Source organism: Streptomyces sp. NPDC017993 (genome assembly GCF_044328065.1).
In the GTDB taxonomy this organism is placed as follows: domain Bacteria; phylum Actinomycetota; class Actinomycetes; order Streptomycetales; family Streptomycetaceae; genus Streptomyces.
This window is the reverse complement of the sequence record NZ_JBIRGO010000012.1, coordinates 162,768-179,610: the sequence shown is the minus strand read 5'-3', so window position 1 is coordinate 179,610 and position 16,843 is coordinate 162,768. Positions and strand designations below refer to the sequence as shown.

13 protein-coding genes and 1 pseudogene are annotated in these 16,843 nt (G+C 73.1%); 9 read left to right on the top strand and 5 right to left on the bottom strand.

Translation table 11 applies throughout. The annotated features are described in order from the left end of the window. Positions 1-41 precede the first annotated feature (41 nt). From ACH4FH_RS23120 to ACH4FH_RS23090, 7 genes and pseudogenes are all read left to right on the top strand, one after another. Positions 42-4,739 carry an alpha-(1->3)-arabinofuranosyltransferase family protein gene (locus ACH4FH_RS23120; RefSeq protein ID WP_398557763.1) on the top strand — a complete coding sequence of 1,566 codons (4,698 nt, stop codon included), beginning with the start codon at positions 42-44 and terminating at the stop codon, positions 4,737-4,739. Next, positions 4,736-6,613, top strand: coding sequence for a condensation protein (locus tag ACH4FH_RS23115; protein WP_398557762.1), 1,878 nt, complete (start codon positions 4,736-4,738; stop codon positions 6,611-6,613). The genes ACH4FH_RS23120 and ACH4FH_RS23115 overlap by 4 nt, the downstream gene beginning before the upstream one ends. Continuing rightward, entirely contained in the window at positions 6,610-7,428 is an 819-nt protein-coding gene (locus tag ACH4FH_RS23110) for a class I SAM-dependent methyltransferase (protein WP_398557761.1), read from the top strand. Before ACH4FH_RS23115 ends, ACH4FH_RS23110 begins: the two co-directional genes overlap by 4 nt. A gap of 4 nt (positions 7,429-7,432) precedes the next feature. Next, entirely contained in the window at positions 7,433-8,527 is a 1,095-nt protein-coding gene (locus tag ACH4FH_RS23105) for a DMT family transporter (protein WP_398557760.1), read from the top strand. 74 nt (positions 8,528-8,601) lie between these two features. Continuing rightward, a pseudogene (locus tag ACH4FH_RS23100) lies at positions 8,602-8,802 on the top strand (Trm112 family protein); the annotation flags it as partial. A 215-nt stretch (positions 8,803-9,017) separates the two neighbouring features. Continuing rightward, the gene (locus ACH4FH_RS23095; RefSeq protein ID WP_398557759.1) at positions 9,018-9,827 is read left to right on the top strand and encodes an FkbM family methyltransferase; all 810 of its coding nucleotides are present in this window, start codon (positions 9,018-9,020) and stop codon (positions 9,825-9,827) included. Next, positions 9,811-10,446, top strand: a complete 636-nt coding sequence (locus ACH4FH_RS23090; protein ID WP_398557758.1) for a hypothetical protein — start codon at positions 9,811-9,813, stop codon at positions 10,444-10,446. Before ACH4FH_RS23095 ends, ACH4FH_RS23090 begins: the two co-directional genes overlap by 17 nt. A 95-nt stretch (positions 10,447-10,541) precedes the next feature. Here ACH4FH_RS23090 and ACH4FH_RS23085 read toward each other — a convergent pair whose 3' ends face one another. Beyond that, complete coding sequence (locus ACH4FH_RS23085) at positions 10,542-11,303, bottom strand: class I SAM-dependent methyltransferase (RefSeq protein WP_398557757.1); 762 nt, start codon at positions 11,301-11,303, stop codon at positions 10,542-10,544. 183 nt (positions 11,304-11,486) lie between these two features. Here ACH4FH_RS23085 and ACH4FH_RS23080 point away from each other — a divergent pair, with 183 nt between their 5' ends. Next, the gene (locus ACH4FH_RS23080; protein ID WP_398557756.1) at positions 11,487-12,521 is read left to right on the top strand and encodes a rod shape-determining protein; all 1,035 of its coding nucleotides are present in this window, start codon (positions 11,487-11,489) and stop codon (positions 12,519-12,521) included. Positions 12,522-12,830: 309 nt separating this feature from the next. Here ACH4FH_RS23080 and ACH4FH_RS23075 read toward each other — a convergent pair whose 3' ends face one another. The 3 genes from ACH4FH_RS23075 to ACH4FH_RS23065 form a co-directional block, all read right to left on the bottom strand. Continuing rightward, the gene (locus ACH4FH_RS23075; protein WP_398557755.1) at positions 12,831-13,427 is read right to left on the bottom strand and encodes a histidine phosphatase family protein; all 597 of its coding nucleotides are present in this window, start codon (positions 13,425-13,427) and stop codon (positions 12,831-12,833) included. Next, positions 13,424-13,813 (bottom strand): thioredoxin, encoded by a 390-nt coding sequence (trxA, locus tag ACH4FH_RS23070; RefSeq protein ID WP_398557754.1) that lies wholly within the window; start codon positions 13,811-13,813, stop codon positions 13,424-13,426. Before trxA ends, ACH4FH_RS23075 begins: the two co-directional genes overlap by 4 nt. A 674-nt stretch (positions 13,814-14,487) precedes the next feature. Then, positions 14,488-14,856, bottom strand: coding sequence for a cupin domain-containing protein (locus tag ACH4FH_RS23065; protein ID WP_398557753.1), 369 nt, complete (start codon positions 14,854-14,856; stop codon positions 14,488-14,490). A 343-nt stretch (positions 14,857-15,199) separates the two neighbouring features. Between ACH4FH_RS23065 and ACH4FH_RS23060 the strand changes: the two genes are divergently transcribed. Next, a complete protein-coding gene (locus tag ACH4FH_RS23060; RefSeq protein WP_398557752.1) occupies positions 15,200-15,991 on the top strand; it encodes an MBL fold metallo-hydrolase in 792 nt (263 codons plus the stop codon). A gap of 46 nt (positions 15,992-16,037) precedes the next feature. Here ACH4FH_RS23060 and ACH4FH_RS23055 read toward each other — a convergent pair whose 3' ends face one another. Next, a complete protein-coding gene (locus ACH4FH_RS23055) occupies positions 16,038-16,823 on the bottom strand; it encodes a GIDE domain-containing protein (RefSeq protein ID WP_398557751.1) in 786 nt (261 codons plus the stop codon). Between the last annotated feature and the right edge of the window lie 20 nt (positions 16,824-16,843).

Genomic DNA, 16,843 nt, shown 5'->3' with positions numbered 1-16,843 from the left:
CGCGTCGCGCACCGGCAGCCCCTCGTCCCCCGGCGGTCACGATGACCCACACCCTCGAACAGTCCATGTCACCGGGCACACCCGACCCGGGCGGCACCCCGGCACCGCCCCCGGCCGGCCCGCCACCGGGCGAACCCCGCCGCAGACGCTGGCTGTTCGCCTTCTGGGCGGCCGCCCTGGCCGGCTTCCTCGTGCCCTCGCCGGGGCAGATGACCTTCGAGACGAAGCTCGGCGTGACCACCGCCCCGTGGAAGTTCCTCGGTGACCTCGGGCAGCTGTGGCACGACCGGGCCGGCTTCGGCGGCATCGCCGACCAGTACATCGGCTACGCCTTCCCCACCCTCCCCTACTACGGCCTGGCCGATCTGGTGCAGCTGCCCGTCTGGCTGGCCGAGCGGCTGTGGATGTCGCTGATCGTCACGGCCGCGTTCTGGGGCGCGCTGCGACTGATGGAACGGCTGCGCGTGGGCGCCCCACCGGCCCGGCTGCCGGCAGCCGCCTGCTACGCCCTGTGGCCCACCTTCACCATCGTCATCGGTTCGACCTCCGCCGCCGCGCTCCCCGGCGCGCTGCTGCCCTGGGTCCTGCTACCGCTGACCGACCCGCGGCTCTCCGCCCGCACGGCCGCGACCCGTTCGGCGCTGCTGATCCCCTTCATGGGCGGTGTCAACGCGGCGTCGACGCTGGCGTCGCTCCTGCCCGTCGGCCTCTATCTGCTCTCCCGCACCGGGCCACGGCGGCCGAAGCTGCTCGCCTGGTGGGTCCCCGGTGTGCTGCTGGCCACCGCCTGGTGGGTGGTCCCCCTCCTCCTGCTGGGTGTGCACGGCGAGAACTTCATGCCGTTCATCGAGCAGGCCGACACCACCACGGGCACCATGTCCGCCACGGAACTGCTGCGCGGGGCCGGCAACTGGGTCGGCTACCTCAACTTCGGTGAGCCCTGGCTGCCGGCCGGCTGGACGATGACGGCCAACACGTTCGCGGTCCTGGGCTCGGCGCTGGCCGCCGCGCTCGGCCTCGCGGGGCTCGCCCGCCGGGACCTGCCCGAGCGGCGCTGGCTGCTGCTGACGGTCCTGACCGTCGCGCTGATCGCGCTCGCCGGTTACGGCGGAGCGCTCGGCGGCCCCGTGCACGGCGTGTGGCAGGACTGGCTGAACGGCTGGCTGCGCCCGTTCCGCAACATCTACAAGTTCACGCCCGGCCTCGCGCTGGCGCTCACGCTGGGGCTGGCGCATCTGCTCGCCACCACCGGCGCGCGCCGAGGCGCCCGCCGCCGTGCCCCGGCCCGCCGCCTCCCGCCGCGCCTCCTGCCGCTGCTGACCGCCGTGCTGGTACTGCCCGCCCTCGCCCTGCCCTTCCTGACCGGCAGCATCCTCCAGCCCGGCGCCTTCACCCGGCTCCCCGCCTACTGGGAACAGACCGCCGGCTGGCTCAAGAGCCACAGTCCGGGCAACCGCGCCCTGGTCGTCCCCGCCACCGCACACGGCATCTACACCTGGGGCTCCCCCATCGACGAGCCCCTGGACGTCCTCGCCACATCGCCCTGGGCGCAGCGCGACTTCGTCCCCTTCGGCACACCCGGCGCCCGCCGCACCCTGGACGCCGTCGAGCAGGCCCTGCTCACCGGCGCCCAAGTACCGGGCCTGCGCGACTACTTGCACCGGGCCGGCCTCCACGACGTGGTCGTACGCAACGATCTCGACCCGGACCAGATCGGCTACGTCCCGCCGCAGACCGTCAAACGCACCCTGGAAGCCTCCGGCTACCGCAAGGCGGCGGCCTTCGGCCCGCTGACCACCGGCGGCCGCATCCCGGCCGGGGCCCCGCTCCAGATCCAGGGCCTCTATCCCCGCCAGCGCTCCGTGGAGATCTACCGGCCCCGGGACACCCCGAAGCCCGGCCCCGTCACCACCAGGGCAGTCGGGGACACCGCGCAGCTCAGCGGCGGCCCCGAGACACTCCTGCAACTGTCGGCCGACCCGACGCTGCGCGACCGGCCCACCGTGCTGACTGGGGACCGCCACCCCGGTATCGGCACCCCACCGCTCCAACTGACCGCCGACGGGCTGCGCCGCGCCGACACCCGCTTCGGGCTGGTCAACAGCAACACCTCGTACACCTACACGGCCGGCGAGACGAACCACCCCGACAGCGTCCAGGACCCCGGCCGGCCACCTCGGCAGATCCTCCCCACGCCCGGACCCGGCCACCAGACCACCGCCGTCCTGCGCGGCGCCTCCTCGGTAACCGCCTCCACCAGCGGCAACTGGCTCTTCCACCTGCCGCAGTACGACCCGGTGAACGCCTTCGACGGCAACCCGGACACCGCCTGGGCAGAGGGCAGCGCAGGCGACCCCGTGGGCCAGTGGACCAGGATCGCCTTCACCCTGCCCACCACCCTGCCCGCCGCGCTCTCCCTCACCCCGCTCCCCGGGGACGGGCTGCGCGCCGCCCCCACGTCCGTGCGCGTCGAGACCGACCGCGGCAGCGCGGAGAGCCCGCTGCGGCCCGACGGAACGAAGCAGCAGGTCAAGGCCCCCGCGGGCACCGCGAAATGGCTGAAGGTCACCATTCTCGGCTCGCAGACGCCACGCGCCGGCCTCTCCGGCGCCGGCTTCTCCGAGATCTCCGTCCCCGGCGTCCAGGTCACCCGCCTGCTGCAACTCCCCACCGACGCCCGGAACTCCGGCGCCGCCGCCACGACCTACTCCCTGCACCGCGGCAGCGACCCCGGCGGTCTGTCACCGGTCTCCGCCGAGGTGGGGCTGCACCGCCAGTTCCGTACCGACGCGGACGCGCCCTACGCCGTCTCCGGCAAGGCGCTTGCCGTGCCCGGCGCGGAACTCGACCAGCTCCTCGACCGGACGGCGCCCGAACAGAAGGACCGGATCACCGCCACCGCCGACTCCACCAGCTTCGGCTTCGGCCAGTCACTCAGCCCCCGCAACCTCGTCGACGGGGATCTGACGACCGCCTGGATCGCGGGCGACCGGCCCACCCTGCATCTGCGCTGGCCCGACCGGAAGAAGGTCGACCAGATCGTGCTGGCCGCGGCCGGCGGCGTCTCCACCCGCCCCGAGCAGATCCTCATCAACTCCCCCGACGGGGCCGCCACCGCGGGGGTCGACGAGAACGGGCAGGCCCGCTTCGACCCGATCACCACCGACCGGCTCGACATCACCATCAGCAAGGTCAAACCGCTGACCCTGCACAACCCGGTCGCCGGACAGGCCCTTCAACTGCCCGTCGGCCTCAGCGAGGTCTACCTCCCGGCCTTGGACGCGTACCGCACTCCGCGGCCCGCGGCCGGCAAGCGGTTCTCCCTCGGCTGCGGCCAGGGCCCGGCCCTCGCCGTCGACGGCACCCTGCACGCCACCAAGGCATCCGGGTACGTCCGCGATCTCACCGAACGCCGCCCGGTCGATGTGGAGCTGTGCGCCGGTGAGGCCCGCGACGGCCGCCTGGAACTGCCGGCCGGCCGCCACCGCGTGGAGGCCGGCGACCAGGGCCCGCTGGCCCTGACGGACATCACGCTGACGACGGGCGGGGGTACGGGGACGGGGAAGGTCGCGGGGAGTTCCTCCTCCGCCAGCGCCACCCCCGCGCGCCAGGTGACCGCCAAGGTCTGGTCCGGCGATCGCCGTTCCGTCGCCGTGGGGTCCGGCCCCGGCGCGTACCTCCAGATGCACGAGAACGCCAACGACGGCTGGCACGCCACCCTCAACGGCCGGGAACTGACACCGCTCCGCGTGGACGGCTGGCAGCAGGCCTTCCTCGTCCCGGCCGGTGCCGGCGGTACCGTGGAACTGGCCTACCGCCCGGCCACCACCTACCACCTCGGCCTGGTCGGCGGTGCGCTGGGCGTGCTGCTGCTCCTCGCCTCCGCCCTGATCCGGCGCTCCCCCCGCACGCCGCCCCCGGCCCTCCCCGCACCACCTGCTCCCTCCTGGCTCGTGGGCACGCTGGCCCTCACCGCGGTGGTGGCACTGGCAGCCGGCCCGTACGCCCTGATCGTGCCGGTACTGGCGGTCCTCGCCCACCGATGGCCCGAACTCCTCGGTCCGCTCGCCCTCTTGGCCATGCTCGGTGCGGGCATCACCGCGGCCCTCGGTGCCGGCGAACCCGTCGCCGCCGATCGGGGCGCCTTCAGCAGCATGGCACAGGCACTGGCCCTCCTGGCGCTCGCGGCAGCGGTCGTGACCGTACCCCCGCGGCGGGAAACCACCGGCGCGATACGGGCGAACGGGACAGCGGTGGGCCCGGCGGCGGTCCCGCGCGGTGACCTGGGCACGGACTCCGGCACAGGGGCGACGAGCAGCAGGGCGCCACACGTGCCGGACCGGCATGCGGCGTCATCGTCGGCGGCCGCGGCGGCCGCGTCGCGTTCATCGGCCTCGTCACCCTCGTCACCCTCGTCGGACCCGACGGGCCCGTCGGACCCGTCGGTCTCGTCAACGTGGCCGCCGTTGCCTCGCCGCCGGCGCGGGACGGGAGCCTCCGGAGGGGCCGGAGGGGCCGGAGGGGCGGGGGCCGAGCGGGCGGGGGCCGAGGACGCGGACGGCGGGTTCGTGGCAGCCGACGGGTCGGATCGGGCGGACGCGGCAAACGGTGCGGCCGAGGTCGGGCGGCCGATCATGGCCCGCGGGCGGTCGCAGGGCGGCGGACCGAAGTGGGCCGAACAGCGTCGAAGGAACCGCCCCGGCCGACCCGACAACAGCGGGGAGGAGACCGCCCGATGACCGCACTGGAACCGGCTCGGCGCCGCGCGTCCGGCGAGCAAGCCGCCGACCGCCGATACCGGCCCGTGGAGACCTCGAACGACGGTGCGTGCCCGGGTGACGCGGCAGGGCGGGGTGACCCTGCGGGGCCGGGTGACGGTGCGGGGCTGGACGACCGTGCGGGGCTGGGGAACCATGCCACTTCGGGGGATCACTTCAGCCCGGACAGCCCCACGGCTCCCGACGCCCACATCGCCCCGGACGCCCGGCAGAACGTCAGCTCCACCACGGCTCGCGCGCCCGTGGTCGGCCACGTCCCCTTCCCGGTCGTCGACGAGATCGCCCGCCACTGTCTTCAGGACGACGAGCCGGAGACCGTACATATCGAAGTGCACCTCCCCGGCCGAATCGACCGCGCCCGGATCCGCGCCGCGTTCCACCAGGCGCTCGCCCGTCACCCCCGCATCCTGATGCGGCAGGCCCCCGTCCGCTGGTGGCGCCGCCGCTACCAGTGGCAGCTCACCGCCATCCCCGACACCGACCCGGTCGTCTTCCCGCCCCCCACCGCTGACGCACTCGCCCAGGCCAGGCAGCGCGCGCTCGCCAACTGCCCACCACTGGACGCGTCACCACCCGTACGGCTGGAGGTGATCGAACAACCGGGTGGGACCGGCGGCACCGTCCTGCTCCTCACCATCAACCACACAGCGCTGGACGGCCCGGCCTGCCTCCGCGTCCTGGCCACCGCCGCCGAACTGTACGGCGGCGCCGACAACTCCCCCGCCCCACCACCGGTACGCCCCCACGAAACCGGCCCCCGCACCGCCCCCGCCCGGCCCGACTCCCCACCGGCCCCCCGTCGCGCCCTCTCCCGCCCGGCCCGCATCGCAGCCGACCACGGCGGAGGGCAGGGGCATGAGCAGGCACACGGGCGCAAGGACAACGGCGCGTTCACAGGGACGGGCACGGGCACGGGGTACGGCGCCGGTTACGACTCCGAACTCGGCCCCGGCCCCGGCTCCAGCTCCAGCTCCGCCCACGGCAACGGCATGCTGATCGTGGAGTTGCCCGTGCCGGCCCGGCCGCCGCGTGTCGACGGCCGGGCGCCGCACACGGTCAACGACCAACTCCTCGTCGCCACCTGTCTGACGGTCGCCCGCTGGAACCGGCTGCACGGCAGCAGCCCCGCCTCCCCCGTCGTCGTCACCATGCCCGTCGATGACCGTCCGCGCGGGTCGAACATGCCCATCGGAAACGGCACCCGGCTGGTCTCGGTCGGGTTCGGCCCGGAGGAGCGCCGGGACGCCGAGCTGCTGTGCGCCGACCCGCCCGACCCGGACGCGGTGGCCCGGCTGCTGCGTCGTACAGCGTCGCGCACCCGAGCCCTCAAGTCGGCTCCCGGTTCGCAACTCGGTCTGGCGGGGACGCTGCTGACGACCCCGGCCCTGCCCGTCGGACTTCGCGCGGCCGCCACCCGCGCCCTGCGCACCGTCGCCGCGCCCTGGACCTCCACCACCCTGCTCTCCAACATCGGCCGCATCCCCTACCCGCTGGATTTCGGCGACGCCGGCCGCCCCACCGCGGTGTGGTTCTCCGCCCCGGCCCGGATGCCACGTGGGCTGACCGTCACCACGGTGTCCGTCGGCGGCCGCATCCAGCTCGCACTGCGCTGGTCACACGCCCTCCTGGACGACGCGGCCGGTGCGCGCCTGGGCGCCCTCTTCGCCGCCTCCCTCACCGCCACCGCCTGGACCGCCCCCTCGCCCGGCTCTCCACCCCCACCACCAGCACCACCGGCGCCGGCAACTCCCCCACCAACAGCGCCCCTTAACGCCGACCCTCGCTCCTTACCACCGCGCCCTCTCGCTCCCCCGGCCGAAGGAGACGCCCCATGACCCGGCCGCCCGACACCCGCTCCACCGCGAGCCCGGCCACGCCGTCGAGGCCCCTTGGCACGGGCCACCGGGCCGCCGACACCGCCCCACCCGACGGACTGCGCGACTTCTACGAGAATCCAGCCGTGCCGGTCGCGTCCGGCGACGCCCGGAGCCGGCGGCAAGCGTTGCTGCTGGCCCGCGCCCTGGGGCCCGTACGCTCCGGGGCGCCGGCCGCCACCATCCTCGACATCGGCTGTGGCGACGGCACCGCGGCGGCCACCGCCGCGGACGCCCTCGCCGGGCATCGGCTGGTCGGCGTCGACTGGTCGCAGGACGCCCTGCGCCGCGCCGCGGCCCGCATTCCCTACGCGGTACGCGGTGAACTGACCGACGGCGGGCTGCCGTTCGCGTCCGGGACGGCCGACGCCGTGCTGTTCAGCGAGGTCATCGAACACCTCGTCGACCCCGACGCCGCCCTCGACGAACTGCGCCGCGTCCTGCGTCCCGGCGGCCACTTGATGCTGTCCACCCCCAACCTCGCCGCCTGGTACAACCGCGGCCTGCTGCTCGCGGGAGTGCAGCCCGTCTTCTCGGAGGTGAGCATGCGCCGCATCCACGGCCGGCCCGGCACCCAGGTCGTCGGCCATCTGCGCCTCTACACCGCTCGCGCGCTGCGCGGCTTCCTCACCTCTTCCGGCTTCGACGTCGTACGGATCGCCGGGGCGCCGTACCACGACGTGCCGCGCCCGTTGCGCCCCCTGGACCGCGCCGCCTGCCACGTCCCGTCGCTGGCCTCCATCCTGCTCGCGCATGCCCGTCGGAGAAGGGAGTAGGGCGATGCTGTGGTGGGGCGTGGCGTCCGCACTGCTCGCCAACGTCCTGTACAGCACCGGCTTCGTGCTGGAGAAGCGCGCGCTGTCCACGCTGCCCGCGCTGAGCACCCGGCGGCCGGCCCGGGTGGTCCGCCACCTCCTCGGCAGCCCGCTGTGGATCGGCGGCTCGCTCGCCCTGGCCGCCGGTTTCGCCGCCCAACTCGCCGTCTACCGCACCCTCCCCATCGCCGCGGCCCAGGGCATCTTCGTCTCGGGCCTGGTCCTGCTGCTTCTGCTCTCCTCGGTCGTGCTGGGTGAACGGACCAGCGGCCGGGAGCGGCGCAGCATCGTGGCGATCCTCGTCGCGCTGGTGATGGTCGTCTCCTCCCTCCAGAGTGACGACGCGAGGGCGATCGCCCGCACCGCGCCGCCCGCGACGCTGCTCGCCATCGCCGTACCGGCCCTGGCCGCAGGTCTGTTGCTGTACGGCTCGGCGGAACGCCGTGCCAGGCGCCGCCACCGCCTGCCGACCGCCGGCGTCCCCTACGGGGTGGCCGTCGGCCTCCTCTACGGGGTCAGTTCGCTGGCGATCAAAGGCGTCGCCGGCCTGCTCACCACCCGGGACATCCCCGGCGCCGCCGCGGAACTCCTCCGCTCGCCGTATCCCTACCTTCTCCTCTTCACGGGAGCCACCGGCCTGGTCCTGTCCCAGACCGCCCTGCAACGCTGCCGCGCCTCCGTGATCGTCCCCGTCTGCTCCACCGTCACCTGCGTCTTCACGACCGTGTGCGGCACCTTCACCTTCGGCGAACCCCTGCCCGACGACCCGCTCCGCCTCACGCTGCGTCTGGGTGGCACCGCCGTGGCCGTCGCCGTCCTGCTCGCCCTGCCCCGCCACGACGCCCCCGGCACCCCGGCACCGGCCCGGCACTCGGACCTGGCCACGGACCGGGCAGCTGACCGGACATCGGCCACGGCACCGGCCTCGGGCCCGGCCTCGGCCCCGCCCTCGGGCCCGGACACCCGCACCGGCCGCCCCCAGCCGCAGCAGCACCAGCACCAGCACCAGCACCAGCACCAGCACCCCAGCCTCCACACCTCCACCTCTCCGTACCCGTAGCCGTCCCCGCCCTCTCCCCCCTCCCCGTCTGCCACCGCTTCCCCTCCCCGCCGCTGACACAGAGGAGCTGAGCCATGAAGCCCGACGACCCGCTGCTGAAAATCCTCGCCTGCCCGCTCGACAAGGGACCGCTGTCCCTGCTCGCCCCCGATGAGGTGCTCTACAACCCCCGGCTGCGCCGCCGCTATCCGATCCTCGACGGCATCCCCCAGCTGCTCCCCTCCTCCGGCGTGCAGGTCACCGATGCCGAGCACGAACGCATCCTGCGCCACCTCACGGGGGCCGGCGCCCTGCCCCCCGACTCGTCCTCCGATGCCTGCCCGGCCCCAGCTGATGGCGAGGAGGCCCCCGTCCCCACCGGCCAGACCGGCCCCGGCGCCACGGCAACCGCCCCGGCGCGCGCCCGGCCGCCTCAGCCGGACGCCGGACGACCGACGCCGGACGCCGCCCGCCCGGACGCCGCCCGCCCCGCCGAGCAGGAGCCGCGGTCGTGACGCTCGCCTCGCGGGTCGGCCCCCTGCTGCCGGCCCGGATGGTGTCGGCCCTGGCGGCCGGGCTCTATCCGCGGTTCGAACCGGAGCTGCGTCGCCTGGCCGACTTCTGCCCGCCGGGCGGCACGGCCGTGGACGTCGGCGGGTGGTACGGGCCGTGGACCCGGCGCCTGGCCCGTCGCGCTGCGCGGGTGGTCACCATCGAGCCCGTGCCCCACCTGGCCCGTCTGCTCGCCTCCGTCACCCCGGCGCATGTCGATGTCGTCCCCGCCGCGGCCACCGACCACGCCGGCTGCGCCACCCTCTGGCTGCCCCCTGACGGCCGGGGCGACCGCGGGGTCTCCTCTCTCGTACGCCGCGAACTGCACGGCTCCGCCCTGGACGTGCCCTGCCTTCCCCTCGACGCGCTGGACCTGGTGTCCGTCACCCTCATCAAGATCGACGTGGACGGCGGGGAGCTGGGCGTGCTGCGCGGCGCCGCACGCACCGTCGCACGCGAACGCCCGGCGCTGTTCATCGAGTTGGAGACCCGGATCCAGCCACTCACACCCGTCCTGGACTGGATGGCCGGCCACGGCTATCGCGGCTGGGTCCTGCCGCACGACCGCTGGCTACCGCTGGCCGACTTCGATCTGCCCGCTCATCAGTCCCGCACCTCCCACGTCGCCGAGCACGGCCTCCTCCGCCGCTCGCTCGCCCCGCATCGCCGCTACGTCAATTCGGTGCTTTTCCTCCCCGACGGCGCCCACCCCGGATCCCCCGAAACCCGCACCGTCCACGACCATGTCCCTCATGAACCGCACCACTGACAACGACCCGCCGCCCGGCTCCGACGGCCCCTCCGGCCTGCCGGGGCCGGTCGCCTTCCAGCTCGTGCTGCTGCGCCGGATGGCAGACCATCAGGCCGGCCTCGTCGAGGACGCGTTGCGGGAGCTCGACGTGTCCCGCGCGGACCTGCGCGAGGCCAACCGCCGCTGGCAGGCGCGGATGCACGCGCCGCGGGCGGGCGGCGTACAGCCCTACCGCGCGCTGCTCGGCACCCCCGAGAGCGTCACCACCCGGCGCCTCGGCGATCTGACCTGCAAGGCGCTGACCTGGCCCGTTCCGCTCTGGCCGGATCTGCGGTTCGAGGTGCTCACGGCCGGCCGGGGCACCGTCTGGAACGCCTGGCTCGTCCGCGCACCCGGGGCCGCCGCCCCGGACCTCCGGACAGCCGCGGACCTCACCCCTTGGTCCTGCACTGTCGACGAGGTCGCCCGCGCGTTTCCGCCGGCCCGCCCGATGGAGGGCAGCGCCCCCACCCGTTGGCGCCTGGCCTGCACGGTCCCCGACCCCAACTCCGGCACCGGCACCGGCACCGAAACGGCCGAACCGCACGGGGTGATCGCCGAATTCACCTGGGGTCTCTTCCAGAGGCGAGTGGACTGAGCCCCCCTCCGGGTATGGGACGCCCCGCCAGAGACGAGCCGTCACCTACAGGCCGTCAGCGACAGACCATCAGGGCGGGCCTCAGAAACGCACCGTCAGGGACGGGCCACCACCAGCAGATCCACCAGATAGCACTCCTCCACCCTCTCGTCCGGGAAGATCTCCCGCAGACGGGTGCGCTCCTCTGCGAGGGAGGCGCGCGCCCCGGCCTCGCCGAGTACGAGAAAGGCCGAGTGGCTGCCGATGTTGGCGAGATGCGTGTCGAGAGAGACGACGCGGCTCCAGCGCACCTGACGGCGCGCGAGGGGCAGACCCGAGAGGCCCGAGAGCCGCGCCGCGCGCAGGTCGTCGGGCCTTGCCTCTGAGGCCGGCCGCACTCCGCAGTGACGGGCGATGCGCTCGTGCTGAGCGGCGATCCAGGGCACATCGAAGGCATCGGTGTTCCACCAGACCGCGAGCGAACCGCCCGGACGCAGCACGCGCAGCGCCTCGGGGACCGAGCGTGCGGTGTCCGTCCAGTGCCAGGACTGCGCGTATGTGAGCAGGTCGTGGGAGGCATCTGCGAGCGGCAGGGCGTTGCCGTCGCCCCGGACGATCGGCACCTCGGGAAGCGCGCGGCGGAACTCGGCCACCATGCCGTCACCGGGCTCGATCGCGACGACGCGGGCGCCGCGCTCCCGCAAGAGGGCGGTGGCGATGCCGGTGCCGGCCCCGATGTCGGCCACACGGGTGCACGCGAGGGGGCGTCCCGCCAACTCCTCGATGGCGTCCAGCACGGCGGGCGGGTAAGAAGGGCGGTTGGCTGCGTACTGCGCGGCGGCCGTGTTGAAGGAGTGAGCACGCTCGTGGGCAGTCATCCGCCCATCCTCGCCCTCGCGCCCGGCCGGCCGACACCCTTTCGGCTCTGCCGCACGACGCCCGGTCGGGTACCCCGAGCGGCCCTCCTCAACAGGCAGCTGACGGCCCGCACGCGCAGGGTGGGCATGAGTCGTCATGTGCGGGCGCATCATCCATACCGACCTACCGGGGAGGAATCATCCATGACCATCAGCCTCGCCCAATTGCGGCGCTGCTCGGTCGCAGTCGACCTCGGCGCGGCCCGGACCAGGGTGTATGTCAAGAACCAGGGGCTCCTGGTCGATCAGCCGACCGTCGCGGCGGTCAATATCCGTACCGGCGCGATGCTCGCTGTCGGCGCTCAGGCCGAGGTGATGGACGGCCGGACCCCCGACTACATCCGCGTGGTGCGCCCGGTCTCCGGCGGGACCGTTGTGGACATCGACATGGCTCAGCGGCTGCTACGCCATCTGGTCGGCGGAAAGCTGCGCAAGAACTGGCGTCGGCGGCCCTCGATGCGGGCCGCGGTCTGCCTCCCGTACGGCAGCGAGCCCCTCTCCCAGCGGGCGGCCGTGGAGACACTCACCGGACTGGGCGCCCGCCGCGTGGAGCTGGTCGACACCCTGGTCGCGGCGGCCGTCGGCTGCGGGCTCCCGGTGGAGCAGCCCGAGGCGACCATGATCGTGGTGTGCGGCGCCGGGACCACGCAGGTCGCGGTGCTCTCCCTCGGTTCGATCGTCTCGGCGGAAACCGTCCCCGTCGGAGGCAACGCCATCGACGACGCGGTGGTCCAGCACCTGCGCCTGCACCACGAGCTGATGCTGCCGAGCCCCCAGGGCGTACGTCCCCTGCACCTGATGCTCTCCAGCAGCGGCGACCTGCCCCTCGGTACGACCGAGGTCCACGGCCGGGATGTCACCAGCGGCCAGGCCCGGTCGGTAATTGTCGACACCGAGCAGGTGCGGGACGCCATCGCGACCCCGCTGACCTCGATCCTCGACGGCATCGGGGCGGTACTCCGCCGCTGCCCGCCGGACCTGGTGGCCGACCTCGGGGAGCGCGGCATCATGCTCGCGGGCGGCAGTGCCCTGATCCCCGGCCTGCAGCCGATGATCCACCAGGCCACCACCATGCCGGTGCACATCGCCGACCGCCCCGGGACGTGCGCCGTGTTCGGGCTCGGCGCCATGATCGAGGGCAAGGTGCAGCCGCTGCATCTCGACCCGATGGCCCGGTAGAGCCGCCGTCCCCTGGAGCCGCCAGAGCCTGGGGCCACCGAGCCGCCGAGCCGCCGAGCCGCCGAGCCGCCGAGCCGCCGAGCCGCCGAGCCAAGCATGCCCCGGTGTGCCATAGCCACGGCCGCAGAGCCAGAGCCCGCGCACGCAAAGCCCCCACCGCACCATGGCCCCGTCGATCCCGCCGACGCTCCGGCCCGTGGGATCGACGGGGCCCACCCGTCTCTCTACCGACACGCTCCAGGGAAGATCCCGAAGATCCTCATGCCGCCCATCGCGGTTCAGCCCAGCGTCGCCGTGCGTCCTGCGTCCTCACAGACTCCGGGCGTTCCAGGCGACCACCGCAGGGCGGCCGTGCTCGGTGCCGAGGACTCCGACCGCCCCGGTCCCGAACGTGAACATCCCACCCGCCGCGGGCGGCAGCCCGAGCCTGCGGGCGGTCAGCACACGCAGAAAGTGAGCGTGCGCCACCAGCGCCACATCACCCTCATCGGACTCCAGCGACGACGCGATCCGCGCCAGCACCCGATCGGCGCGCGCCCCGACCTGCTCGGGCGACTCACCCGGGTGCTCGTCAGGGCCGGCGGCGACGCCGTCGGTGAACAGATACCAGTCGGGACGGCTGCGGTGGATCTCGGCGGTGGAGATCCCCTCGTAGCCGCCGTAGTCCCATTCCCGCAGGTCCGCATCGATCTGCGGCTCCGCGAGACCGGCCAGCTCGGCGGTGCGCCGCGCCCGCGCCATGGGGCTCGCCCAGACCTGGCCGATCTTCCGGCCGGCCAGCAGCGGGCGCAGCGCGCGGGCCTGCTCCTCACCGTTGGCGGTGAGCGGCAGATCCGTCCAGCTGGTGTGCGCGCCGTCCCGACTCCACTCGGTCTCGCCGTGCCGGATCAGCAGGAGCTGACTCACTCGCCCTGCGCCTGCTGTCCCTGGCCCTCACCCTGCTGCTCGACCGACGCACGGACCTCGTCCATGTCCAGGCCGCGGGCCTGGCCGATGACGTCCTCCAGGGCCTCCTCCGGGAGCGCCCCGGGCTGGGCGAACACCGCGATGTTGTCGCGGACGATCATCAGGGTCGGGATGGACTGGATCTGGAAGGCGGAGGCCAGCTCGGGCTGCGCCTCGGTGTCGACCTTCGCGAAGATCAGGTCGTCGTGCTTGTCGGACGACCGCTCGAAGACCGGGCTGAACTGCTTGCACGGGCCACACCACTCGGCCCAGAAGTCGATCAGTACGAAATCGCTGCCGGAGACGATCTCGTCGAAGTTTTCCTTGGTGAGCTCTACGGTGCTCATGCGTGCTTCCCTGCTTCCGGTCTGTCGTGAATATCCAAAATGGTGCCCAGCTGCGGTAACGGGGGTACCCCGAGACCTATTCCGCTTGCCGCACCGTCCCGCTCCCCTGCCCACCGAACGCCGTCCTAGACATACGAATCCCTGTCGGAATTCACCTGCCCGGGACGGACCACCGGAACAGCGGAACGCAGGTCACCCGGCTTGCGTGCGACGGCCCTGCGGCCGGCCGAACGCCGGTCCCCGAACTCGATCGACGAGGACCCCGAAATCGCCGGACGGCAGACCGTACACAGGCGCGGCGGCCACCCCAAAACCGGCGGATCGCCGCCCCTGACGCAGGCGCCTCGGCGCACCCTGACGTCCCCCGCGCGCACGCACCACAAAGGCGCGCACGCACTCCCCTGGAGCGCGCACGCGCCTCACCCTGCGACATTTCACACACGGGATCGGCGCACCAGCGCCTCTCCCCCGCGGCCCCTCACTTCTCGGTCCTTCCCCCGCGACCCCTCGCCCCTGTTGAGCCGCCCGCACAGCCCGGTCCACCGGACCGGGAAACGGGTCACACGACTGGGGTCACACGACTGGGCCACTCGCCCACGGGGGACGAACTCGTCGCCGACCGCCCCGATGACGTCAGGATCTGACGGTCCAGGGCGGACGGCTACGGCCGGCCTCTAGGACTCGCCCTCCGGCCGACCGTAGTCCGTAGCCATCTGACCGGCGAAGTCGTACACGATGACCTGCTCGTCTCCGACCACCCAGGCGTCGTGTCCCGGGGTGCACACGAACACGTCGCCGGGCCCCGCTTCGGACTCCTCGCCGTCGTCCATCTTGATGTGCATACGCCCTTGCACGATGCAGCCGTTGTGGTGGACCTGGCAGCTCTCCGTTCCCGCCAGCGGTCCCACCGATTCCGACCAGCGCCACCCGGGCTCGAAGGTCGCCACGGCGAAGTCGAGTCCTGTGAGGTGGAGGGCCTCCAGGTGGCCCTTGGGGAAGTCCCGCCGTTCATCCGGCTTGTCGAGGGTTTTGAGTTCCAGCATGGGGTGCCTCCAACCGTTCCCCCTGGTACTTCCATGGTGCGCCGCACGAAGGCAGGGGGCCACCCCGCCGGGCAGAAACCTCGAAGGTCCGAAACCTGCCGGTCAGAAGGTCACCGGCGGCACAACGGGCACCACTGCGCGTGCCCGTCCCCCCGGCCTCACGAACGGCCCCCGCCACCTCAAGAACGGCCACCGCGGGCCTGATTCGACCGGGTCCGCCTCATCAGGAAAGCGACGGCCGCCCGACCTACGGTGAGCAGGGGGGCGGCCAACGCGAGGGCGACTTGCGGACACCCATCGACGCTTGCGCCGCTCGCGCTCCACCGGAAGGACGTGCTGCTCCATGGAAACCTCCGTGGACGAGATCGCCGACGGCATCTACCGGATATCCACCTTCATCCCCGAGGTGGCAGCCCCCGCGGGCTTCACCTTCAACCAGTTCCTGGTCGACGCGGAGGAACCGCTCCTCTTCCATACGGGCATGCGCACGCTCTTCCCCCTCGTCTCGGAAGCCGTCGGCCGCGTCGTACCGCTGGAAGAACTGCGCTGGGTGACCTTCGGGCACGTCGAGGCGGACGAGTGCGGCGCCATGAACCAGTTCCTGGCCGCCGCCCCGCAGGCCGAGGTGGCCCATGGGCTGCTGGGCTGCCTGGTGTCCCTCAACGACCTGGCCGACCGCCCGCCGCGGGCACTGGCCCACGAGGAGACGCTCGACCTGGGCGGCAAGCAGCTGCGCAGACGCCGCGTCCGCCACCTCAACACCCCGCATGTTCCGCACAATTGGGAGGCACGGGTGCTGTACGAGGAGACGACGGGCACGCTCCTGTGCGGCGACCTCTTCACCCATGTCGGCAACGGCCCCGCGGTCACGGAGAACGACCTGGTCGAGGCATCCCTGGACGCCGAGGGGATGTTCCGTCAGATCTCCTGCCTGACGGCGGCGGCGGAAACGATGCGCTCCCTGGCCGAACTGGCTCCGCGGACGCTCGCCGTCATGCACGGGTCGTCCTTCCACGGCGACGGCGCCGCCGCGCTCAACGCCCTCGCCGACGGACTGGAGGCCCGCTTCCGGCCGGAGCGCACCTTCGCAGGTCAGCCGAGCGTCCTCGCCGGCGGGGACACCGCACCGTCCTGACCCCCGGGTGCCGCCCCGCGGCCGCGCGTCGACGGCCGGACGCCGGTCATCCCTGCAGGAGCCAGTGACCACCGAGGGCGAGCGGGCCGAGCACCAGACCGCCCCAGGCCATGACCCCGAAGATCTTCGTCTTGTTCCGCTCGACGGCGATGAGGTCCTGCTCGGACAGGCCGGTCATGAGGAACGGGCTGCCGTCCGACGGAGCCCCTATGGTCAGCTCCCCCCGCTCGTCGTCCCGTGCCTCACCCCGTACGTAGAACTGGGCGCCGGCTCGGAGGACCCACTCCTCCTGCTGGTGGCCGAGGGTGCGCTCGTGGCGGGTCACACCGGGGATGTCGAGGAACCCGAGCGGCTTGTTGTCACCCGGCCGGTAAGGCTCGAAGTGGTCGACGGTCTTGGGCGCGTGGTCCACGATGCCCTTCTCGGGGACCACCACGGTGGCACCCGACCCGTCCTCGACGAGGAACGGTGACGCGCTGAGGAAATCGGACACCATCTGACTCTTGCGCGCCAGGTTCCCCCCGTTGCCGGAGCCGGTCCGCGTCTCGTACTTGCGCGTGATCCTGGTACGGAACCAGACGCACTCCGTCCGGCCCAGCTGCGACGTCAGCGGACCGCTGGGGTGCGGACGGGCCGTTCCGGCCGCCTCGATCCGCTGCCGGAAAGCACCGGCGCCGACCGCACCGAGCGCCACCTGATGCAGCTCCCGCAGCTCGTGGGACGCCATGGTCTCGGTCGTCACCATCGCGTGGATGCGCTTGCGCGCACGCAGGACCTGGAAGACGCTCAGCGCTCCCAGACCGAGGAGGAAGAGTCCCAGGAATGCCAGCACGTGACGGATACCTCTCTGTT

What these genes read in the sequence shown, in the direction of transcription:
- ACH4FH_RS23060 (WP_398557752.1), top strand. Translation starts at nt 15,200, where the DNA reads ATGGAAACCTCCGTGGACGAGATCGCCGACGGCATCTACCGGATATCC.
- ACH4FH_RS23090 (WP_398557758.1), top strand. Translation starts at nt 9,811, where the DNA reads ATGAACCGCACCACTGACAACGACCCGCCGCCCGGCTCCGACGGCCCC.
- ACH4FH_RS23065 (WP_398557753.1), bottom strand. Translation starts at nt 14,856, where the DNA reads ATGCTGGAACTCAAAACCCTCGACAAGCCGGATGAACGGCGGGACTTC.
- ACH4FH_RS23115 (WP_398557762.1), top strand. Translation starts at nt 4,736, where the DNA reads ATGACCGCACTGGAACCGGCTCGGCGCCGCGCGTCCGGCGAGCAAGCC.
- ACH4FH_RS23105 (WP_398557760.1), top strand. Translation starts at nt 7,433, where the DNA reads ATGCTGTGGTGGGGCGTGGCGTCCGCACTGCTCGCCAACGTCCTGTAC.
- ACH4FH_RS23080 (WP_398557756.1), top strand. Translation starts at nt 11,487, where the DNA reads ATGACCATCAGCCTCGCCCAATTGCGGCGCTGCTCGGTCGCAGTCGAC.
- ACH4FH_RS23110 (WP_398557761.1), top strand. Translation starts at nt 6,610, where the DNA reads ATGACCCGGCCGCCCGACACCCGCTCCACCGCGAGCCCGGCCACGCCG.
- ACH4FH_RS23085 (WP_398557757.1), bottom strand. Translation starts at nt 11,303, where the DNA reads ATGACTGCCCACGAGCGTGCTCACTCCTTCAACACGGCCGCCGCGCAG.
- ACH4FH_RS23120 (WP_398557763.1), top strand. Translation starts at nt 42, where the DNA reads ATGACCCACACCCTCGAACAGTCCATGTCACCGGGCACACCCGACCCG.
- trxA (WP_398557754.1), bottom strand. Translation starts at nt 13,813, where the DNA reads ATGAGCACCGTAGAGCTCACCAAGGAAAACTTCGACGAGATCGTCTCC.